The sequence below is a fragment of the Lentzea sp. NPDC054927 genome (genome assembly GCF_053610285.1).
Genome location: NZ_JBSGXZ010000006.1, coordinates 55,327 through 71,659, shown reverse-complemented (window position 1 = coordinate 71,659; position 16,333 = coordinate 55,327). Strand labels below are relative to the sequence as shown.

General features: G+C 67.5%; 14 protein-coding genes and 2 pseudogenes. 8 read left to right on the top strand and 8 right to left on the bottom strand.

Features of this window, described 5'->3' with window-relative positions; genetic code table 11:
- Window positions 1–162: 162 nt before the first annotated feature.
- Window positions 163–447, top strand: coding sequence for a helix-turn-helix domain-containing protein (locus ACWGE0_RS12085; RefSeq protein WP_452260918.1), 285 nt, complete (start codon window positions 163–165; stop codon window positions 445–447).
- 72 nt (window positions 448–519) lie between these two features.
- On the opposite strand, the gene ACWGE0_RS12080 is transcribed toward ACWGE0_RS12085, so the two are convergent.
- Complete coding sequence (locus ACWGE0_RS12080) at window positions 520–1,095, bottom strand: RICIN domain-containing protein (protein ID WP_452260917.1); 576 nt, start codon at window positions 1,093–1,095, stop codon at window positions 520–522.
- Window positions 1,096–1,316: 221 nt separating this feature from the next.
- On the opposite strand from ACWGE0_RS12080, the gene ACWGE0_RS12075 reads away from it, so the two are divergent.
- Complete coding sequence (locus tag ACWGE0_RS12075) at window positions 1,317–4,931, top strand: nSTAND1 domain-containing NTPase (RefSeq protein WP_452260916.1); 3,615 nt, start codon at window positions 1,317–1,319, stop codon at window positions 4,929–4,931.
- Between the two features lie 42 nt (window positions 4,932–4,973).
- On the opposite strand, the gene ACWGE0_RS12070 is transcribed toward ACWGE0_RS12075, so the two are convergent.
- Window positions 4,974–5,105: a hypothetical protein gene (locus ACWGE0_RS12070; protein WP_452260915.1), complete on the bottom strand. Its 132-nt coding sequence runs from the start codon at window positions 5,103–5,105 to the stop codon at window positions 4,974–4,976.
- 864 nt (window positions 5,106–5,969) lie between these two features.
- Between ACWGE0_RS12070 and ACWGE0_RS12065 the strand changes: the two genes are divergently transcribed.
- The 3 genes and pseudogenes from ACWGE0_RS12065 to ACWGE0_RS12055 form a co-directional block, all read left to right on the top strand.
- On the top strand, window positions 5,970–6,578 hold the full coding sequence (locus ACWGE0_RS12065; RefSeq protein WP_452260914.1) for a DUF4360 domain-containing protein: 609 nt from the start codon (window positions 5,970–5,972) through the stop codon (window positions 6,576–6,578).
- A 178-nt stretch (window positions 6,579–6,756) separates the two neighbouring features.
- Entirely contained in the window at window positions 6,757–7,050 is a 294-nt protein-coding gene (locus ACWGE0_RS12060; protein ID WP_452260913.1) for an HTH domain-containing protein, read from the top strand.
- Window positions 6,977–7,216, top strand: a pseudogene (locus tag ACWGE0_RS12055) (WYL domain-containing protein); the annotation flags it as partial. The gene ACWGE0_RS12060 and the pseudogene ACWGE0_RS12055, both read left to right, overlap by 74 nt.
- A gap of 419 nt (window positions 7,217–7,635) precedes the next feature.
- Here the strand turns inward: ACWGE0_RS12055 and ACWGE0_RS12050 are convergent.
- The 4 genes and pseudogenes from ACWGE0_RS12050 to ACWGE0_RS12035 all read right to left on the bottom strand — a co-directional run.
- Window positions 7,636–8,019, bottom strand: a complete 384-nt coding sequence (locus ACWGE0_RS12050; protein WP_452260912.1) for an STAS domain-containing protein — start codon at window positions 8,017–8,019, stop codon at window positions 7,636–7,638.
- A gap of 183 nt (window positions 8,020–8,202) precedes the next feature.
- The gene (locus tag ACWGE0_RS12045; protein WP_452260911.1) at window positions 8,203–8,598 is read right to left on the bottom strand and encodes a hypothetical protein; all 396 of its coding nucleotides are present in this window, start codon (window positions 8,596–8,598) and stop codon (window positions 8,203–8,205) included.
- A gap of 300 nt (window positions 8,599–8,898) precedes the next feature.
- Window positions 8,899–9,750 (bottom strand): phosphatidylinositol-specific phospholipase C/glycerophosphodiester phosphodiesterase family protein, encoded by an 852-nt coding sequence (locus tag ACWGE0_RS12040; protein ID WP_452260910.1) that lies wholly within the window; start codon window positions 9,748–9,750, stop codon window positions 8,899–8,901.
- A gap of 243 nt (window positions 9,751–9,993) precedes the next feature.
- Window positions 9,994–10,185 (bottom strand): annotated as a pseudogene (locus tag ACWGE0_RS12035) (hypothetical protein); the annotation flags it as partial.
- 303 nt (window positions 10,186–10,488) lie between these two features.
- Between ACWGE0_RS12035 and ACWGE0_RS12030 the strand changes: the two are divergent.
- Window positions 10,489–13,647, top strand: a complete 3,159-nt coding sequence (locus ACWGE0_RS12030) for a tetratricopeptide repeat protein (protein ID WP_452261128.1) — start codon at window positions 10,489–10,491, stop codon at window positions 13,645–13,647.
- Here the strand turns inward: ACWGE0_RS12030 and ACWGE0_RS12025 are convergent.
- The gene (locus ACWGE0_RS12025; RefSeq protein ID WP_452260909.1) at window positions 13,634–14,089 is read right to left on the bottom strand and encodes a hypothetical protein; all 456 of its coding nucleotides are present in this window, start codon (window positions 14,087–14,089) and stop codon (window positions 13,634–13,636) included. The genes ACWGE0_RS12030 and ACWGE0_RS12025 overlap by 14 nt on opposite strands.
- 151 nt (window positions 14,090–14,240) lie before the next feature.
- Here ACWGE0_RS12025 and ACWGE0_RS12020 point away from each other — a divergent pair, with 151 nt between their 5' ends.
- Together ACWGE0_RS12020 and ACWGE0_RS12015 are read left to right on the top strand one after the other, a co-directional pair.
- Window positions 14,241–15,098 (top strand): DUF4394 domain-containing protein, encoded by an 858-nt coding sequence (locus ACWGE0_RS12020; RefSeq protein ID WP_452260908.1) that lies wholly within the window; start codon window positions 14,241–14,243, stop codon window positions 15,096–15,098.
- A gap of 135 nt (window positions 15,099–15,233) precedes the next feature.
- Complete coding sequence (locus ACWGE0_RS12015) at window positions 15,234–16,100, top strand: DUF4394 domain-containing protein (protein WP_452260907.1); 867 nt, start codon at window positions 15,234–15,236, stop codon at window positions 16,098–16,100.
- A 12-nt stretch (window positions 16,101–16,112) separates the two neighbouring features.
- Here ACWGE0_RS12015 and ACWGE0_RS12010 read toward each other — a convergent pair whose 3' ends face one another.
- On the bottom strand, window positions 16,113–16,238 hold the full coding sequence (locus tag ACWGE0_RS12010) for a hypothetical protein (RefSeq protein WP_452260906.1): 126 nt from the start codon (window positions 16,236–16,238) through the stop codon (window positions 16,113–16,115).
- Between the last annotated feature and the right edge of the window lie 95 nt (window positions 16,239–16,333).

The following is a 16,333-nucleotide window of genomic DNA, read 5'->3' as shown; positions in this document are numbered from 1 at the left end:
CGCCGAAAGTGCGACGTCCAGAAGGGACTGCGCGAGCTTGCCTGGAAGCCGTGCTACGGCCCCGTGCGGCAGTATGTTCACGAGGAAGAAGTTGCACGGCGCGTCCGTGGTTACTTGACGGCTGATCTCCGAGCCGCAATCGCTGAGATCCGCATGTAACCGATGATTGGCCGCGTTCGCAGCGATCACCCGACGATGCGCGCCACCGCGGCAGCGCTCGGCATCGACCCGAAGAACCTCGCCCGCGACATCCGGCGACTCGAACGCGAACTCGGTCAGCAGCTCCTGCACCGCGCCGCCCCACCGGACCCGATCACCGGCCTCACCGACCACAGTCGCGCGCTGGCAGCCGTCATCGTTGCCACCCTCGAACACAACCCCGACCTGGCCCGCACCGAAATCACCCTGCTGCCTGGCAGCGCACAGGCAGGGCAGCAACGGCGGTAGTCGCCGGCAGGTGACAGTGGCATCCCGCCCGCGTTCACATCACGCGGGCGGGACCTTTGAGCGGTGGCGAGGTCAGGCCCAAGCCTGATTCCAGTAGCTCAGGCACCTCCAGACCTGGATGGTCGCACCGTTGACGTACTGATAATCCCTGATGTCCAGGCATCGGTCGTCATAGACGTTGCGAATCTCGAGGTAGCCGTTGTGGGCTGGGTGTGGCACCAGTTTCCACAGCTGGTTGGATGCGTATGAGCAGTCGTAGATATAAACGGCGGTACCGTCGGCGGCCTGATGGTCCCGTGACTCGTCCAGACACCTGCCCGACTGGTCACCCCAGATAGCGACCACGTTGGTTGCCCACCTGTCGTCGTGGTAGATGTACCACCGCTGGTTGGACGGGTCGGGTGCCGTGAGGTAGTCCCACATCTGCAGACGGCTGCGGTTCGCGGTCTGCCAGTTCTCGACGTCTAACACCCGCGACTCTTCCCCGTTCGGACCGCGGCCGACCAACGCGCCATATTCCAGCGTCACGACGTTCGCAGCCTTCCCCTCGGCCGCTGCGTCGAGGTACTGGGTCAGACTTGAGACGTGCGTGACCTTCTCCGGTACGGCGGACGCAGACACGGACTCTGAGACCAGTGCTGTCGCCATTGTCGCGAGCATGACTGCCATTTTTGTTGACAACTTCGACTTCATATTCTCCTCCGATGGATGCCTGTGCCGGTCTGTCGCCGGTGGCATGTCTGGAGATCTACCCGGATGGCGTTGTCCGCGATCGGTGAAGTCCCTGGCGGACAACGGATTGCGGACTATGGTCGGTGCTCGGGGAGACACGAGCTCGGGGGGTGCGGATGCCTCGTGGCGAACGGCCGTTGGACGAGGGCGACGGTCCGGTGCTGCGTTTCGCCGCTGATCTGCGGCGGTTGCGGGCGAGTGCGGGTGGTCCGAGTTATCGTGAGCTGGCGCGCCGGTCGCACTTCTCGTCCACGGCGTTGTCGGATGCGGCGGGCGGGCGCAGGCTTCCCGGTCTGGAGGTCGTGCTGGGCTACGTCCGGGCATGCGGCGGAGACGAGGAGCAGTGGCGGCAACGCTGGCACGACGTCGCGGCCGAACTCGCCATTGCCGAGCAGGTCCCGCCCGCGGGCGAGGAGGAAGGGCCTGCTCCGTATGTGGGGTTGGCGGCGTTCGGGGCGCAGGATGCCGACCGATTCTTCGGCCGGGAGGCCGTGGTCGACACGCTGCTCGCCCGGTTGGGGCGGCAGCGTTTCGTCGCGGTGTTCGGCGCCTCCGGCGAGGGCAAGTCGTCGCTGCTGCGTGCCGGGCTCGCGCCGAGGATCCGTGCGGTGGTGTTCACGCCGGGACCGAACCCGGTCGAGGAGTGCGCTGTCCGCCTGGCCTCGCACACCGGCCGCGCACCGGGCCAGGTGTACGAGGAGTTGCTCGCCGATCCTAGGAATCTGCACCGGTTCGTGCGGTGTGTGTCCCCGGACGAGGATCTCGTGCTGGTGATCGACCAGTTCGAGGAGGTCTTCACCCTCTGCTCCGACCCCGCACGCCGATCGCGGTTCATCGAGGTGCTGCTGGCCGCCGTCAGCGCCCCGAACAGTCGCACCCGTGTAGTGCTGGGCGTGCGTTCGGACTTCTACCCGCACTGTGCCCAGTATCCGACTCTGGCCCGCGCACTGACTGACGCGCAGATCCTGCTTGGCGCGATGACCCCGGACGAGCTGCGCCGCGCAATCACTCAACCGGCCACGAAGACGGGCTGTAGCGTCGAATCCGCGTTGCTGACTACGCTGGTGGCTGAGGCGGCCGGGCGCAGCGGCGTGCTGCCGCTGGTGTCGCACGCTCTGCTGGAGACATGGCGCCGCCGCCGCGGCCACACCCTCACCCTGGCCGGCTATCAGGTCGCGGGTGGCATCCACGGCGCCCTTGCACGCAGCGCCGAGACCGTGTTCGCGGCGTTGATCGCGGACCAGCAAACCGTTGCACGCCAGCTGTTGTTGCGTCTGACGGCGTTGGGCGAGGGCACCGAGGACACCAAACGCCGCATCGACCGGTCGGAGGTGCCGGAGATGGGCCCGGTGCTGGACGTGCTGGCCGGCGCCCGGCTGATCACCCTCGGCGAGAACAGCGTGGAGATCACCCACGAGGCGCTGTTCCGAGCCTGGCCGCGGCTGCGCGAGTGGCTGGCCGAAGACCGCGACGGTCTGCGCATCCACCACCAGCTGACCGAGGCGGCACGGATCTGGGACGAGCTGGGCCGTGACACCGGCGCCCTCTACCGGACCACACGCCTGGCCGTGACCTCGGAGTGGGTCGACCGCGTCCGCCCTGGACTGACCAAGCGTGAGCTGGACTTTCTCACCGCAAGTCAGGTCGTGGAGAACGCTGAACGCACCGCGACTCGTCGCCGCACACGCCAACTCCGCTGGCTCGCCGCAGGACTAGCCGCGTTGCTCGTCGTGGCGACCGTAGGAGCAGGCATCGCTGTGCAGCAACGGCACAAGGCCGAACGCCGCACCCAGTGGGCACTGTCCCAACAGCTGGCCGCTCTGTCCCAGGAACAGGCCGCGACGTATCCGAAGGAGTCCCTCCGCAACGCCTTGCGGGCGTACAACGCCTATCCCGGCGTCGAGGCCCGCAGCCGCCTGCTCACCGCCAGTGCTGCACGTCCGCTACAACACATTCCTCTTGCCCACCCCCAGTTTTCGCTGGACCGGTACAGCCCCGACGGCAAGATCTTCGCCGTGTTCGACGACTCACAGCTCACGCTGTACGACTCCGCGACGCTCACCGTCATCAGCACGGTAAGCCCGCCTGCTGATGCTGCAGGCATGGCGGGCTTCGCATTCGGCCCGGACAGTCGGACCATCGCGATGGAGGATGGTCGCCACCAGCTGTTCCTGCTGGACACCGCCGGCCAAAGCGAGCCAGTGAAGCTGATTCAGGACGTCTCCCGTGACTCCTCAGCACTGCGCTTCAGCGCCGACGGAAGGTCACTGGTCACCGCGGGCACGACGACAACGATCTGGGATACGGCATCGGGCCAGAAACGCCGGGACCTCGCTGTGGGCGGCTACCGGGAGAAGACGCCAGCGATCGCGTCCGACAACCGTACCCTCGCGATCGCAGGCGCCGATGATGAACTTCAGATCTGGGACGTTGAAACCGGCGAGCACCGAAACAGCTACCGCTTCGGAAACACCGCCATCCACCAAATCCGAGCTGTGCCGAACAGCTCCCTTGTCGCGGTGTCGCTCGCCGACAACAAAGTCGTTCTGTGGGACACCGCCGCAGGAACACTGGCCGCCAGCCCACAACCGCGCGAGAACGCGGGAAACGTCATCGCCGTGAGCGCTGACGGAACGATGCTCGCCACCGCGGGTGACGGTATGAAGGTGAATTTGTGGGACATCCCGCGTGGCATCCCACTCGGGTCTTTGGTCGTCGATGAACGGGTGACACACCTGGAGTTCGCTCCCGACGGCACATTGGCGGTGCAGGGCCCCAGCGCCATCAGCTTCTGGCCGACCGCTATGTACCCCAGCTCGTCTTCGGGCGAAGTGCAGGCGCTGTCGTTCGATGCCTCCGGCTCCAGCGTGCTGGCGTTGACCTCAACAGGCACCGTGGAAAAGCTCAACGATCGACTGCGCAGCACCGGCACAACCCGCGTCGGGACCAGCGGGACGGCGGGTCGCTTCAGCCCCGACCGCACGCTCGTGGCGGTCGCAAGCCCAGGCGAGACAGTCGCCGTGCGCGACTTGGCGTCAGGGCGACAGACACACCTGACTGCCCCGAGTTTCGTGCCGGACGCAGCAGGGTTGCTGGCCTTCAGCCCCGACTCACGTGCCCTGCTGGTTGCCGGATCCACGAACCATGACGCGGTGTGGCGCTTGGACAACCCCGATGAGCCGATCCTGATCGGCAGTGAGCCGCGGCGCACGGCGGTGGCGTTCGGGGCGGGCGACGACGTGGCCATGGCGACCGTCAACGGCTGCATGAAGATCCAGAACATGGTCACCTGGCGCATGATGCTGCGTGCGTGCGAAGACGGTCCCAAGAGCGGGATCGCCCTGAGCCCGGACCGCCACTGGCTCGCCACCTGGAGCACGGGTGACATTGTGACCGTTTGGGACACCACAACCTGGCGCGTAGAAACCGAGATCTCGACCGGGCGCGACATTTCGCAGTTGGGGATACATCACGAGGTCGGCAATTCCTATGTCGAGGTGTCCGCACTGGAGTTCAGCCCGGACAGCACACGCCTGGCGATCGGTAGTAACGCCAACAAGATCATCGTGTGGGACATTCACTCTGCCGAGAGGTGGGCAACGCTGAGCGGCCACACCAACAAGGTGAAGCATCTGGCTTGGCGGCCCGACGGCCGCGCACTGATGTCCGCCAGTACCGACAACATCCTGCGCCTGTGGTCCCTAGACGTGGACGAGGCAGTCCGCGAAGGTCGCAGGCGTGTCGGTTGGTAACGAGTCCCAGCTGCTGTAGTGGTCCACACCGGACCATCGAACCTACGAGCCCGGCCCCGGCCTCTCGAACCCGCCGTCGTGTTCGCGGATGTTCAGGCGGGTGCCCGCGTCCCAGTCCAGTGCGGCGGTGATGTGGCGGTCTGCGACGCGGCCGCGTTGATCTACGGCGGCCATGCGGTACACGACGTTCGTCTGCCGGAGCGGCCGTGATGCAGGGACGGCGATAAGCGGGAGCGGCTGACCGGCAGCGCGGGTGGCGACGCCCGTCGTATTTCCTGGGGCGGTGCGGGGAACGATGGGGCGGATGTAGGAAATGGTCATCGAACGCCACCTGGAAGTGGCGCCGAAACGCAAAACAGGTGCTCAAATGGACTTGAGCACCTGCCACGCAGACGTCGCAAATTTGCGACATCTTCGTGTCCGAGGGGGGATATGAATCCCCATGCGTAGCAAGCGTGCAACATTCTTAGTTCATGCAACGGATCAGCCGGTTCAGCGGTGTCGTTTTATGCCGTTCTCGTTGACGCCGCTACTGAGGTCGTGAAGATCCCACCGCGGTGTGCGTGAGTCAACTGCTACACAAAACGGTTTGCTGGCACCATCAGGCCGCTCATCACCTGAAGTCATTGCTGGACCGCTGCGTGTTTCACCATAGCCACCGTCGAACATGAGAGCGCGGCACTACACGCGACCGTGCCTCGACCACCCGCTGGCGAGGCTGAGCGGCGTGTCCGGGCGTGGCCGACGAGTCGTCGGTTGATCAACGAGTACGAACCTGCAGCTCGGGACTCACGATGATCACCACCGCCGCGATCGCCAGCGCACTCATGCTCCAGCGCATGTGCTCTCCTGAGGGCTGTCGGCCCCTTCGGGGAGCGCTCCCAGTGCAGGCGTACCGGTTCACATGGGGAACAGGACACGGGATGGAGGGTCGATCGTCAGGTAATCGCAAGGCGGCAGGAAACCCGCCAAGCCGCCGTCATCGGGTTGGGTACTTCTTCTCCGCCGCTGCCCAGTGTACGAGCCGGAAGGTGTCCAATGATCCACGCGATTGTCGCCGCGGCCATGGTGATGTCCACCGTCGTCCTCCCACAGGCCGAGATCCCGCCACCCGGCGCGGTCACCATCGACATGATCAACGGAAGCGGCTGTCCCAGAGGCACGACCTCGGTGTCGGTATCACCGGACAACTCCGCCTTCCACGTGGTCTTCAGCAGCTATGCGGCCAAGGTCGGCCCCGGTGCCGCGCCGACGGACTTCCGGAAGAACTGCCAGCTGAGCATCAGGGTGAACGCGCCGGAGGGCTTCGTCTACGGCATCTCCGAGGTCGACTACGCCGGCTACCTCCACCTCGAACGCGGTGCCACCAGTTCCCTGAAGTCCAACTACTACTTCCAGGGCATGACTGACACGGGCTACCGCAGCCACAACTGGCAGGGCCCGGTGGATGACGAATGGCAGGCCACGGACGTGGGCTCGCCGATCATCTACCCGCCCTGTGGCGTGAACAGGAACCTCAACATCAACACCGAGCTGCGGGTCAACGTGGGCACGTCTGATCGGAAGAAGACGAGCTTCATGGCGATGGACTCGCTCGACGGCTACGCCAAGACGGACTACTTCTTCTCCTGGAAGCGTTGCCCGTAAACGGAATACCTGGTCGCAGGCTCGGAACCTTGATGGCTCCGGGCCTGACGACTGTGCTCGTCGACGCGCGATGAGTGAGAGGGTGACCTCCGGCGGCAGCGGAGTCATCCACGAGTATCGCCATGCGGCTTAACCTGCATGGACGTAGTTTTCGGCACGCACACCCACCGCCAGGGCATTGCGCGCCCTGGAGATCCTCCAGGCACGCCCCGGTACGACGGCCGACCAGCTCGCCGAGAGGCTGGGCGTCACGGAACGCGCCGCCCGCCGCTACATCGGGATTCTGCGAGAGGCTGGCATCCAGGTCGAGTCGAACCGAGGCCCGCACGGCGGGTACCGGCTGCGGCCAGCCGGCAGCCACCGACGCCGACGACACGGTCGGTGCTGCGCTCGGCAAGGTGATCCAGGCGCTACCCGAGAACGTCGGCCGGCAGGCGGCCGCACTGCGAGAGAACGCCAAAGCCGCGCCTGACCGGCACTCCGCTCGCCCGGATCCGGCCACCACCAGCGCACTCGTCGCCGCCGCTGCAGCCAGGCGCCAGGTGCTAATCGCGTACCGGAACGAGAACGGGAACGCGTGGAAGTCCGAAGTGGACCCGCGGGCGGTCGTGGTCCGCCACGGGCGCTGGTACTTGTTGTGTCATTCCCGCCGGGCGAACGCGATCCGCACCTACCGAATCGACCGGGTTGGCACGGTCGTGCAGACCGCGCACGAGTTCGAGTCACCCGAGGGCCTCGACCCGGTCGCGGCGCTGGAGGAGAACCTGGGCACGGGCTGGGAGTTCCCCGTCCACGTCGTGTTCGACGCCCCGCTGACCGAGGTGGCGCCGTGGATCCGGCCTCCGATGGGACGGCTTCAACCATTGGAGGCCGGATGCGTGCTCGTCGGCAGCACACGAGCTGCGTGCCGCGGTCGCGGCGGTCGCGACGCGCTTTGCCGCGGCCTTGGCGCCGCAGGACGGGTAGCAGCGCCCGCGCGGGTACGGGGAACGGCATCAGCCGCCACCAGCACATCGGTGTGCGGCGCCCGTTCGGGCGTGCACCCGAACAGGTCTATTCAGCCGATCTGCGTGCGCACCGCGGACACCGCACCCGGCAGAGTCGCATGGGGCCGCAACACGCGGTCGGCACCGGTAAGCCGCAACGGCCTGAGCACTGCTCGATTCGCCACAGTCGTCGCGAACGGGACGCCCAGGCGCTCGGCGTACTGCTGAGCGTCGAGCAGCAGCGTGATGCCGATCGAACCGAGAAACGTCACGGTCTGCAGGTCGACGACAACAGCATGGGGGCGACCGGCCACCAGGCTGATCAGCTCGTTCGCGATCGGATTGACCGTGCCCAGGTCGACCTCTCCGGAAACGTCCACCACCAGCACACCGTCCTGGTGGGTCGTGCGCAACACGCCGTCGCCTGGCGGGCCGCTGACAGCCGCGCTCGTCATGGCACTCCCTGTTCGCAGGACCTTCTCCTTCCTGGACAACGACGACGATCTCGTTTGGCTACGAAATCGAGTTCGTCATGCCCGGCGCCCGGTCCATGCTCAGAGATCACATCTCGGAGTGCCTGTGTCGCCCCGGTCCCTGCTCGGGAACCGGATCCCGGCGCATCGCCGACGGCCTGCTCGTCATCGGGCCGGGCTGTCACACTGTCCCCGAGCGGACTTCCTGTGACAGCGTGCAACAGCACTTCCCGTTGCGCAGACACTCGTCCGCATGGCCTGCGGAATGGGCGGACACCTGACGAGTGGCCGCCGAGCCGCCTGCCGCATCGTGAACGACGCGGCAGGCGAACACCGTCGTGGCACGGTGATGCGCTCGGCTTCGCCTGCGATGCCGCCGAAGCGGCCCTCGCGCAGGACCGCAGCCTGCACGCCCAAATCGAGCGCGCTGCGGTACGACCACTGGTAGTCGGTGCGTTCGGGGCCGAGTATCGGATCGAGGGTCCGGCCGAGCAGGTACTTGATCGTCGCGTTCATGTTGACGCCGATGTCGTTGCTTGCCGTGACGCGCAGCGTGTTCAATGGGGTGAGGTCGCCGTGAGGTTCACCCCCGAGTGCGGAGTGCCGCCGCACACTGTTGTGAACATGGCCCACTTGTCAATCGCGGCAACAAGTTCTGTCTACGTGTCGTAGGCGTGCCGGCAGTAGTGCTCGTGTTGTGCGACGCGAAGTCGCGTATGTGAATGGGCTTCCCGATAGGAGGCTGGCTCTGCCAGATGGATAGCTCCCGACCAGTGTTCGAGGTCGAGTTATCGGGGAACCTCATAGCTCTGAGGGAAAGTGAAAGAGGCTGTCATCACGACGGCCTCTTTCACATGCGGCTCAGGCCACGTGCCGCTCGGCGGGGTCGTTCGCCAGGAGAAACTGGCGCAGTCCTGCCAGATCGTCGGTGTTGATGTGGTCGACGCCGGCCGCGACCAGCTGCCGCCACACGGCTTCCCGCGCTTCTCCCTCGGTGTCCGGCGTGGCCCAGAACCGCACCCGATACCCGGCCGCGTGCGCCTGCGACACGATGCGGTGGAGTTTCTCCCGCTCGGCCACCGGAATGGGGCCAACTCCCTGCCACGTGAAGTTTTTCGTCCAGTTGTCGCTGACGAGCGGCATGAAACCGGCAGGGGCACCGCTGCCGAGATCACCAAGACGCCCGTCGTACCCGGCCAGCCGGACCCGTTGGGCGAGCATGTCCTCACGAGGCCGGTTCCCGCTGATGACCACCTCGACCGCGCCAGACCGTTCCCGGCCATTCACCCACTGGGTGAGCATCGGACGGAACTCGCGCAGCGTCTCGTCCACGGCCTGGTACGTCGCCGGCCCGTCGCTCTTGATGTCGACGAGCAGCTGGAAAGAACCGCGCCAGCGCGGGAAGACGTGGCCCCCGTTCGCGCGCACGAGCTCGGTGAGCGGCTGGAGGTAGAGGCTGCGCAGCGTGCGGCCCGGACGCGCGTCAGCCAGGTCGTGCGCCACGCGAAGTTCTCCGTCCACCAGCCACACATCCGCCTCCACCGACGTGAACCCGCGGTCGCGGGCGTCGGCCAGCGGACGGTCGTGTTCATAGTCGTTGTGCGCGTGGGCACGTTCGAGCGGCCGCACTCCGCCGGCAGCGGCGTCCGGCAGCGGGCCGGCCACGACGGTCACGAGCAGTGCCAGCACAACGGACAGCGTCGATCGCTTCATCGGCAACTCTTCTCTGCGCTCACGTGCGGCCCGCGGTGGTGGCCACCGCACAGTGTCTAGCCGCCGCTCATGGAACGAGTTCCTCTTCCGGGTGAACACCACTCGACGACGTGGGAACCAGCATTGGTCATCACCGAGGGCACAGGACGATGTCCAGCCCAGCCGGTCTCGTCCAGCTGTTGCCGGACCAGGTCGTCGGACGGCGGTCTGTCAGCCGCGAACCGGATCACGCCCTTGGCGAGGGAGCCGCCTGCCGCTCAGCGTGGCGGGCACCTCGCCAGTCGCGATCCGTGCCGCGATGCCTTCGAGGATGGCGGTCTTGCCCACGCCCGGATCCCCGATCAGGACGGGGTTGTTCTTGGTGCGTCGCGACAACACCTCGAGCACCTCGTCGATCACGTCCTCCCGCCCGATCACCGGATCGAGCAGGCCGTCGCCCACGGTCCGCCACCTCCACCCGAACGAAGGCCTACGTCTCAGATCCTTCACCTCGTGGCCCATGAGCACGGGTCGGAGAACGATGTCGAGCCCGGCTTCCGTGCCGGCGCGGAACTGCTCGGGCCGGGCTCCTGGACCGGGCACAGCGCCGGTGTCCATCCCCGCATCGCTTGCCGGACCCCGGTCCGATCGGTACGTGAGCAGTCGTCGGTTTGGCGGCGGGGAATAGCCTGAGCGGACCCAATGCCGGGTGTCTCCTTGTGAGGTGCCAGTCGGTGAATTACGTTCAGGCCAGTGGCAATGAGGTCTGTGCGGATCCAGGTGCTCGGCCCGACGCGGGCGTGGCACCTCCGTGCGGAGATCCCACTCGGCCCACCGGCACGGAGAGCTGTGCTGGGGTTGCTCGTGCTCGCCGAGGGTGAGACGGTGGCCACCGTCGGCCTGGTGGACGCGCTGTGGGGTGAGAACCCGCCGCGGAGTGCGGTGAACGTGCTGCAGACCCATGTCAAACACTTGCGGCGACTCCTGGAACCCGGCCGCACGTTCCGCTCGGGCAGCGAGATCCTGCCGTTCGCGAACGGTGGCTATGCGCTGAACCCGGATGCGGTGGACATCGATCTGCTCGCCTTCAGGCGCCTCGTCGCCGAGGCGAACGACGCCTACCGCGAGCACGACTGGGAACGTGTCGCGGCCGGGCTGGGCGAGGCCATGGGTCTGTGGCACGGCCGCCCGGTCGCGGACGCACCTCTTCTCGCGACGCATCCGAAGGTCGTGTCACTGGTCGCGAAACGGCGGGAAGTCCTTGCCCGCTACGGCGATGCGATGATCGAGATCGGTGCCGCGGTGGACGTGCTCCCCGACGTCGCCGAGGCGGCCGCGGACCAGCCTCTGGACGAAGCCGCACAGGCCCGCCTGATCCGCGCCTACCACTCCGCCGGCCACCGCGCCAAGGCGTTCGAGACCTACCGCGATGTGCGCAAGCGGCTCGTCGAGGAGCTGGGTGTCGATCCAGGGCCGGAACTGCGTGCCGCTCACGCGACTCTGCTCAACGACGACAACGATGTCGGCACGACAGGTGGGACCGTTCAGCTGCGACCGGTGCTGGGTGTGCCGAGACAGCTGCTTGCGCGCACTCCCGGATTCACCGGCCGGGCCGCGCAGATGTCCACATTGGACAAAATGCTGCCGGGCCGCTCGGACGGTGCGATGGCGATCGCCGCGATCTCCGGTACCGCCGGCGTCGGCAAGACAGCGCTGGCCGTGCACTGGGCGCACCGCGTCCGGGAACGGTTCCCCGACGGGCAGCTCTACGCGAACCTGCGCGGTCACAGCAAGGGCGGGGCGGCCCCGCCGATCGACATCCTCGCCCAGTTCCTGTCCGCGTTGGGGGTGCCCGCCGACCGCGTGCCCGTCGACGTGGAGACGGCGTCGGCCATGTTCCGGACGTTGACGACGGACCGGAGAGTGTTGGTGCTGCTGGACAACGCCGCCGGCCCGGACCAGGTCCGTCCGCTGCTGCCCTCGGGGCCGCACTGTCTCGTGGTGGTGACCGGCCGGGATCGGATGACCGGCCTGGTCGCGATGGACGGGGCTCGCCCCGTGACGCTCGACGTGCTGAGCCCTGACGACGCATGGGAGTTGCTGGCGCGCACTCTCGGCGCCGAGCGGGTACGCGCCGAGCCGGTGGCGGCCGCGGAGCTCGCGAAGCTGTGTGCCTACCTTCCGCTCGCCTTGCGGATAGCGGCCGCGAACCTCGCGGAGCGGCCCGGCTACGGGATCGAAGACCACGTCGGGGAACTGAGGGAGGGCAATGTGTTGTCCGCTCTCGCGGTGGAGGGCGACGAGCAGGTCGCGGTCCGGACAGCCTTCGACCTGTCCTACGCCGCGCTGCCGGCGCAGGCGCGGCGACTGTTCCGCCTGCTGAGCCTCGTGCCAGGAACGGACGCCGGCACGGAGGCCGTCGCGGCTCTCATCGACTCTGATCCCCATCAGGCCGCACGGTTGCTGGACAGGCTCGCCGCCGCCCATCTCGTCGAGCTCCACGCGCCTGGCCGATACGGCTTTCACGACCTGCTCCGCAGGTACGCGGCCGAGCGGACGTCGGACGAGGACACAGCGCGAGACCGCGAGTCAGCGCTGCACCGGTTGTACGACTGGTATCTGAACGCCGTGGACGGTGCCGCGAGACTGCTCTACCCGCACATGCTGCGGCTGCCGGTACCCGAGTTGAACGCCAGGGCGCCGTCCGGTGTCACCGGGCCCGCGGAGGCGTCGAACTGGCTGGACACCGAACGCGGCAATCTCGTGGCGGCGGTCCGGGGCGCGGCGCGAGGTGGACCGCGGCCGATGGCGTGGCTGCTCTCCGACTCCCTTCGCGGCTACTTCTGGATGTGCACGCGCCGCGTCGAGTGGCTGGCCACGGCGCAGGCCGGACTGGCCGCGGCCGAGGAGGCCGACGAGCCGCGCGTGCGGGCGGCCGCCCGGCTCAGCCTCGCCGACCTGTACTACCGCCAGGGCACCTACCGGGAGGCCGTGCGGCATTACACGTACGCGCAACTGGACGCGCGGAAGTCGGGCTGGGTCGAGGCCCAGGCCGCTGTGCTCGGCAACCTCGGAGGCCTCTACTGGCAGTCCGGGCGGCTCGAGGCCGCCGCCTCCCGGTTCGTCCGGTGCCTGGCCGTGAGCCGGAGCATCGGCCAGCCGGCGGGCGAGGCCGTCGCGCTCGGCAACCTCGGCCTCGTCCACTGGGAGCTGGGCCGGCTGGCGCAGGCAGCCGAGCACTACACGGCGGCGTTGACGCGATACCGCCAGATCGGTTCCCGCTACGGCGAAGCGCTCAACCTCGGCAACCTCGGCCAGACGCAGCGCGCCCGCGGACTGCCTGCCGAAGCGGCCGCGCTGCTCATCCGTGCCCTCACGCTGCACCACGAGGACGGCAATCGCAGCGGCGAGGCTCTGACGCGCAGCAGGCTCGCCGCGACTTACCTCGACCTCGCCCGCGACGCGGAAGCCCTGGAGCACGCACGCACCGGCCTCACCCTGGCGCGGGAGACCGGTGATCCCCGAACCGAGGTGGAAGCGCTCGCCGTACTGGCCACCGTGGACCACCGGCGCGGCCGCCGGGCGGACGCGATCCGCCAGTACCGTCAGGCACTGGACCTCGTCCGCACCATCGGCGACCGGTACCCGGAGATCGACATCCTGATCGGCCTGGCATCGGTCACCGCCGACGCCGGTCAGGCCAGGCACGCGCTCGCACTCGCCGAGCGCGCTGGTTACCTCGCACTGCGGGGAGAGGCCATGACCGCGCTCGCCGAGATCCTGTTCGCCTCGGGCAAACGGCAGGAAGGCGCCGAGCACGCACTGCGCGCGCTGGCGATCCACCGCGAAACCGGTCACCGCCACGCCGAAGCGCTCACCGTCGCCGTTCTGGAGCGGGCAGTGCCTACTCCTCGATGACGTCGCCGACGCCCTTGCGCAGAACGGAGCTGGCGCCGTTCGGCCACACGGTGATGACGCCCCACGGATTCACGCTGCCGTCCTGGCCGTCCGGGTTCTTGCAGGAGAACTCGGCCATGTTGAACGCGTTCCAGGCTCCGCTGCCGTCGAGCACCCGTTTGTGGGACTCCTCCGCGTTGGCCACCCAGACGCACGTGCTGCCGTCTTCCTCGTGCGTGACGTTGTGCGTGATGTTCGTGATCAGTCCTTCCTCCACACACCAGGACACCTGGTAGTGATAGCTCCACAGGCCTTGATCGGCAAGGCGTACCGGCACGGAGGTCAGCGTCGGTGTCGAACACGTCACCTCCTCGGCGCCGGCCGTGGTGCCCGTGGCGAGCGACGTCCCGGCGAGCAGGACGACCGCGCATCCCGTGAGCGCCGCGCTGCGTTTGATGTTCATCGAGTCCCCCCTCGAAACTGTGTGGTCCCAATGGTGTTCCTGCGCCGGGGTGCCCGCAAGGCGCAGCGACGCCTGGTCCAATCGCCGTCCAACGGACGTCCAGTCCCGCCGAATAGCTTCTGCCGCAAGGTGTTCGTACAGGGGAGGACTGATGAAGGCACGTTTCAGGAGGGTCGCTGCCGCGGCGGCTGTGGTTGTGTCGGTGGCTGCCGCCGTGGTCGGCAGTGGTGGGGCGAGCAGTGTCGCCCAGCCCGCCGCGGGTCTGCGGGCGTTCGGGATTTCGGCTGACGGCACGTTGATGGCGACGTTCACCACGGACCGGCCGCAGGTGCTGGACTGGGTGAGGCTGATCCAGGGTTTCAAGGGGGACACGGCGGCGATCGGCCTGGACTTCCGGGTGCAGAACGGTCTGTTGTACATGGTGGGCAACCAGGGCGGGATCTACACCGTCACGTGGTACCCGGACCCGGTCGTCACGAAGGTCTCGCAGCTGACAGTCCCGTTGTACGGCACGAACTTCGGGGTGGACTTCAACCCCGCGGCGGACCGGCTCAGAGTGATCAGCGACAACGGCCAGAACCTGCGGCACGACCTCAACACACACACCACCGCCGTGGACACGAGCCTGACGACCCCGCCCACGCAGGGGACGACCTACGGCGTCACCGCGGCCGCCTACACGAACAACGATCTGAACCCGGACACGGCGACCACGTTGTTCGACATCGGCACGATGACCGATCAGGTGCTCATCCAGTCACCGGCCAACAACGGAACCCTGGCGCCGACCGGCAAGCTCACCGTGGACGCCGGCCCCAACTCGGGTTTTGACATTTTCAGCACCCTGAGCGGCGGCAAGGCAACCTCGGTAGCGGGCTTCGCGACTCTCGTCGAGTCGAACGGCACCGCCTCCCTGTACACCGTCAACCTCCTGAACGGCACGGCCACCAGCGTCGGACAGTTCCCCCTGGCGATCACGGATCTCGCCATCTCGCTGTCCGGAAGCTGACTCTCCCAGGCCGGCCGAGAGCCCGTCCCAGCGCCTGTGGCGCGCCGGGGCGGGCTCACCTGCGCCGTCCAGTCGACGTCCAGTCCGGTTGAATAGGTTGTGCCGCAAGGGTTTCTCGTGCAGGGGAGGCAACTGATGCGGTCCAATCGGTTCAAGAGGGGCGTCGCGACGGCGGCTGTGGTCGTGTCGGTGGCCGTGGCCGTTGCCAGCGGTGGGGGGAGCAGCACCGCCCAGCCCGCCGCGGGTCTGCGGGCGTTCGGGATCTCGGCTGACGGCACGTTGATGGTCACGTTCACCACGGACAAGCCGCAGCAGCTGGACTGGGTGAGGTTGATCCAGGGGTTCGCGGGGGACACGGCGGCGATCGGGCTGGACTTCCGCGTGCAGAACGGTCTGATGTACCTGGTGGGCAACCAGGGCGGGATCTACACGGTCAAGACTCCGCCACAGGTGACGGACCCGGTCGTCACGAAGGTCTCGCAGCTGACCGTCCCGTTGTACGGCACGAACTTCGGCGTGGACTTCAACCCCGCGCTCGACCGGCTCCGGGTGATCAGCGACACCGGCCAGAATCTCCGGCACAACCTCGGCGACAACACCACCACGGAGGACGCCGTCCTCTCCACCCCGCCGGCGCTCGGGCCGACCAGAGGTGTCACGGCCGCCGCTTACACGAACAACGACCTGAACCCGGACACGGCGACCACGTTGTTCGACATCGGCACGGCCACCGATGAGGTGCTCGTCCAGTCACCCGCCAACAACGGTTTGCTGACCGCCACCGGCAAGCTGACCGTCGATGCCGGCGGCAACGCGGGTTTTGACATCTACAGCACCTTGTCCGGTGGAAAGGCGACGTCGGCAGCAGGTTTCGCCACTCTCGTCGCACCGGACGGCACTGTCTCGCTGTACACCGTCAACCTGCTCAACGGCACGGCAACCAGCGTCGGCCGGTTCCCGCTGCCGATCACGGATCTCGCCGTGTCGCTGACCGGAAGCTGACCCCTGCCGCGTTCACACCCGGCCGCACCGGGCGAGCCACGTGCCGACATGCAGCCATTCGCGGCCCCGGCGGTTGGTGACCAGCACCGTTGGCCGGACGCAACGCGGGCAGGGCTGCGGTGCCGAGTCGATCGTCATGGAAGTGTCCTCCCTGAGCTGTCCTGGTGAGGTCGAACGGCGGGGTGGACGGTCCGACCGCAGAGGCGCGCTGCGGCGAGCAGACCGTCCACCCC

What these genes read in the sequence shown, in the direction of transcription:
- ACWGE0_RS12085 (WP_452260918.1), top strand. Translation starts at nt 163, where the DNA reads ATGATTGGCCGCGTTCGCAGCGATCACCCGACGATGCGCGCCACCGCG.
- ACWGE0_RS12080 (WP_452260917.1), bottom strand. Translation starts at nt 1,095, where the DNA reads ATGGCGACAGCACTGGTCTCAGAGTCCGTGTCTGCGTCCGCCGTACCG.
- ACWGE0_RS12070 (WP_452260915.1), bottom strand. Translation starts at nt 5,105, where the DNA reads ATGGCCGCCGTAGATCAACGCGGCCGCGTCGCAGACCGCCACATCACC.
- ACWGE0_RS12065 (WP_452260914.1), top strand. Translation starts at nt 5,970, where the DNA reads ATGATCCACGCGATTGTCGCCGCGGCCATGGTGATGTCCACCGTCGTC.
- ACWGE0_RS12050 (WP_452260912.1), bottom strand. Translation starts at nt 8,019, where the DNA reads ATGACGAGCGCGGCTGTCAGCGGCCCGCCAGGCGACGGCGTGTTGCGC.
- ACWGE0_RS12040 (WP_452260910.1), bottom strand. Translation starts at nt 9,750, where the DNA reads ATGAAGCGATCGACGCTGTCCGTTGTGCTGGCACTGCTCGTGACCGTC.
- ACWGE0_RS12030 (WP_452261128.1), top strand. Translation starts at nt 10,489, where the DNA reads ATGAGGTCTGTGCGGATCCAGGTGCTCGGCCCGACGCGGGCGTGGCAC.
- ACWGE0_RS12025 (WP_452260909.1), bottom strand. Translation starts at nt 14,089, where the DNA reads ATGAACATCAAACGCAGCGCGGCGCTCACGGGATGCGCGGTCGTCCTG.
- ACWGE0_RS12020 (WP_452260908.1), top strand. Translation starts at nt 14,241, where the DNA reads ATGAAGGCACGTTTCAGGAGGGTCGCTGCCGCGGCGGCTGTGGTTGTG.
- ACWGE0_RS12015 (WP_452260907.1), top strand. Translation starts at nt 15,234, where the DNA reads ATGCGGTCCAATCGGTTCAAGAGGGGCGTCGCGACGGCGGCTGTGGTC.
- ACWGE0_RS12010 (WP_452260906.1), bottom strand. Translation starts at nt 16,238, where the DNA reads ATGACGATCGACTCGGCACCGCAGCCCTGCCCGCGTTGCGTCCGGCCA.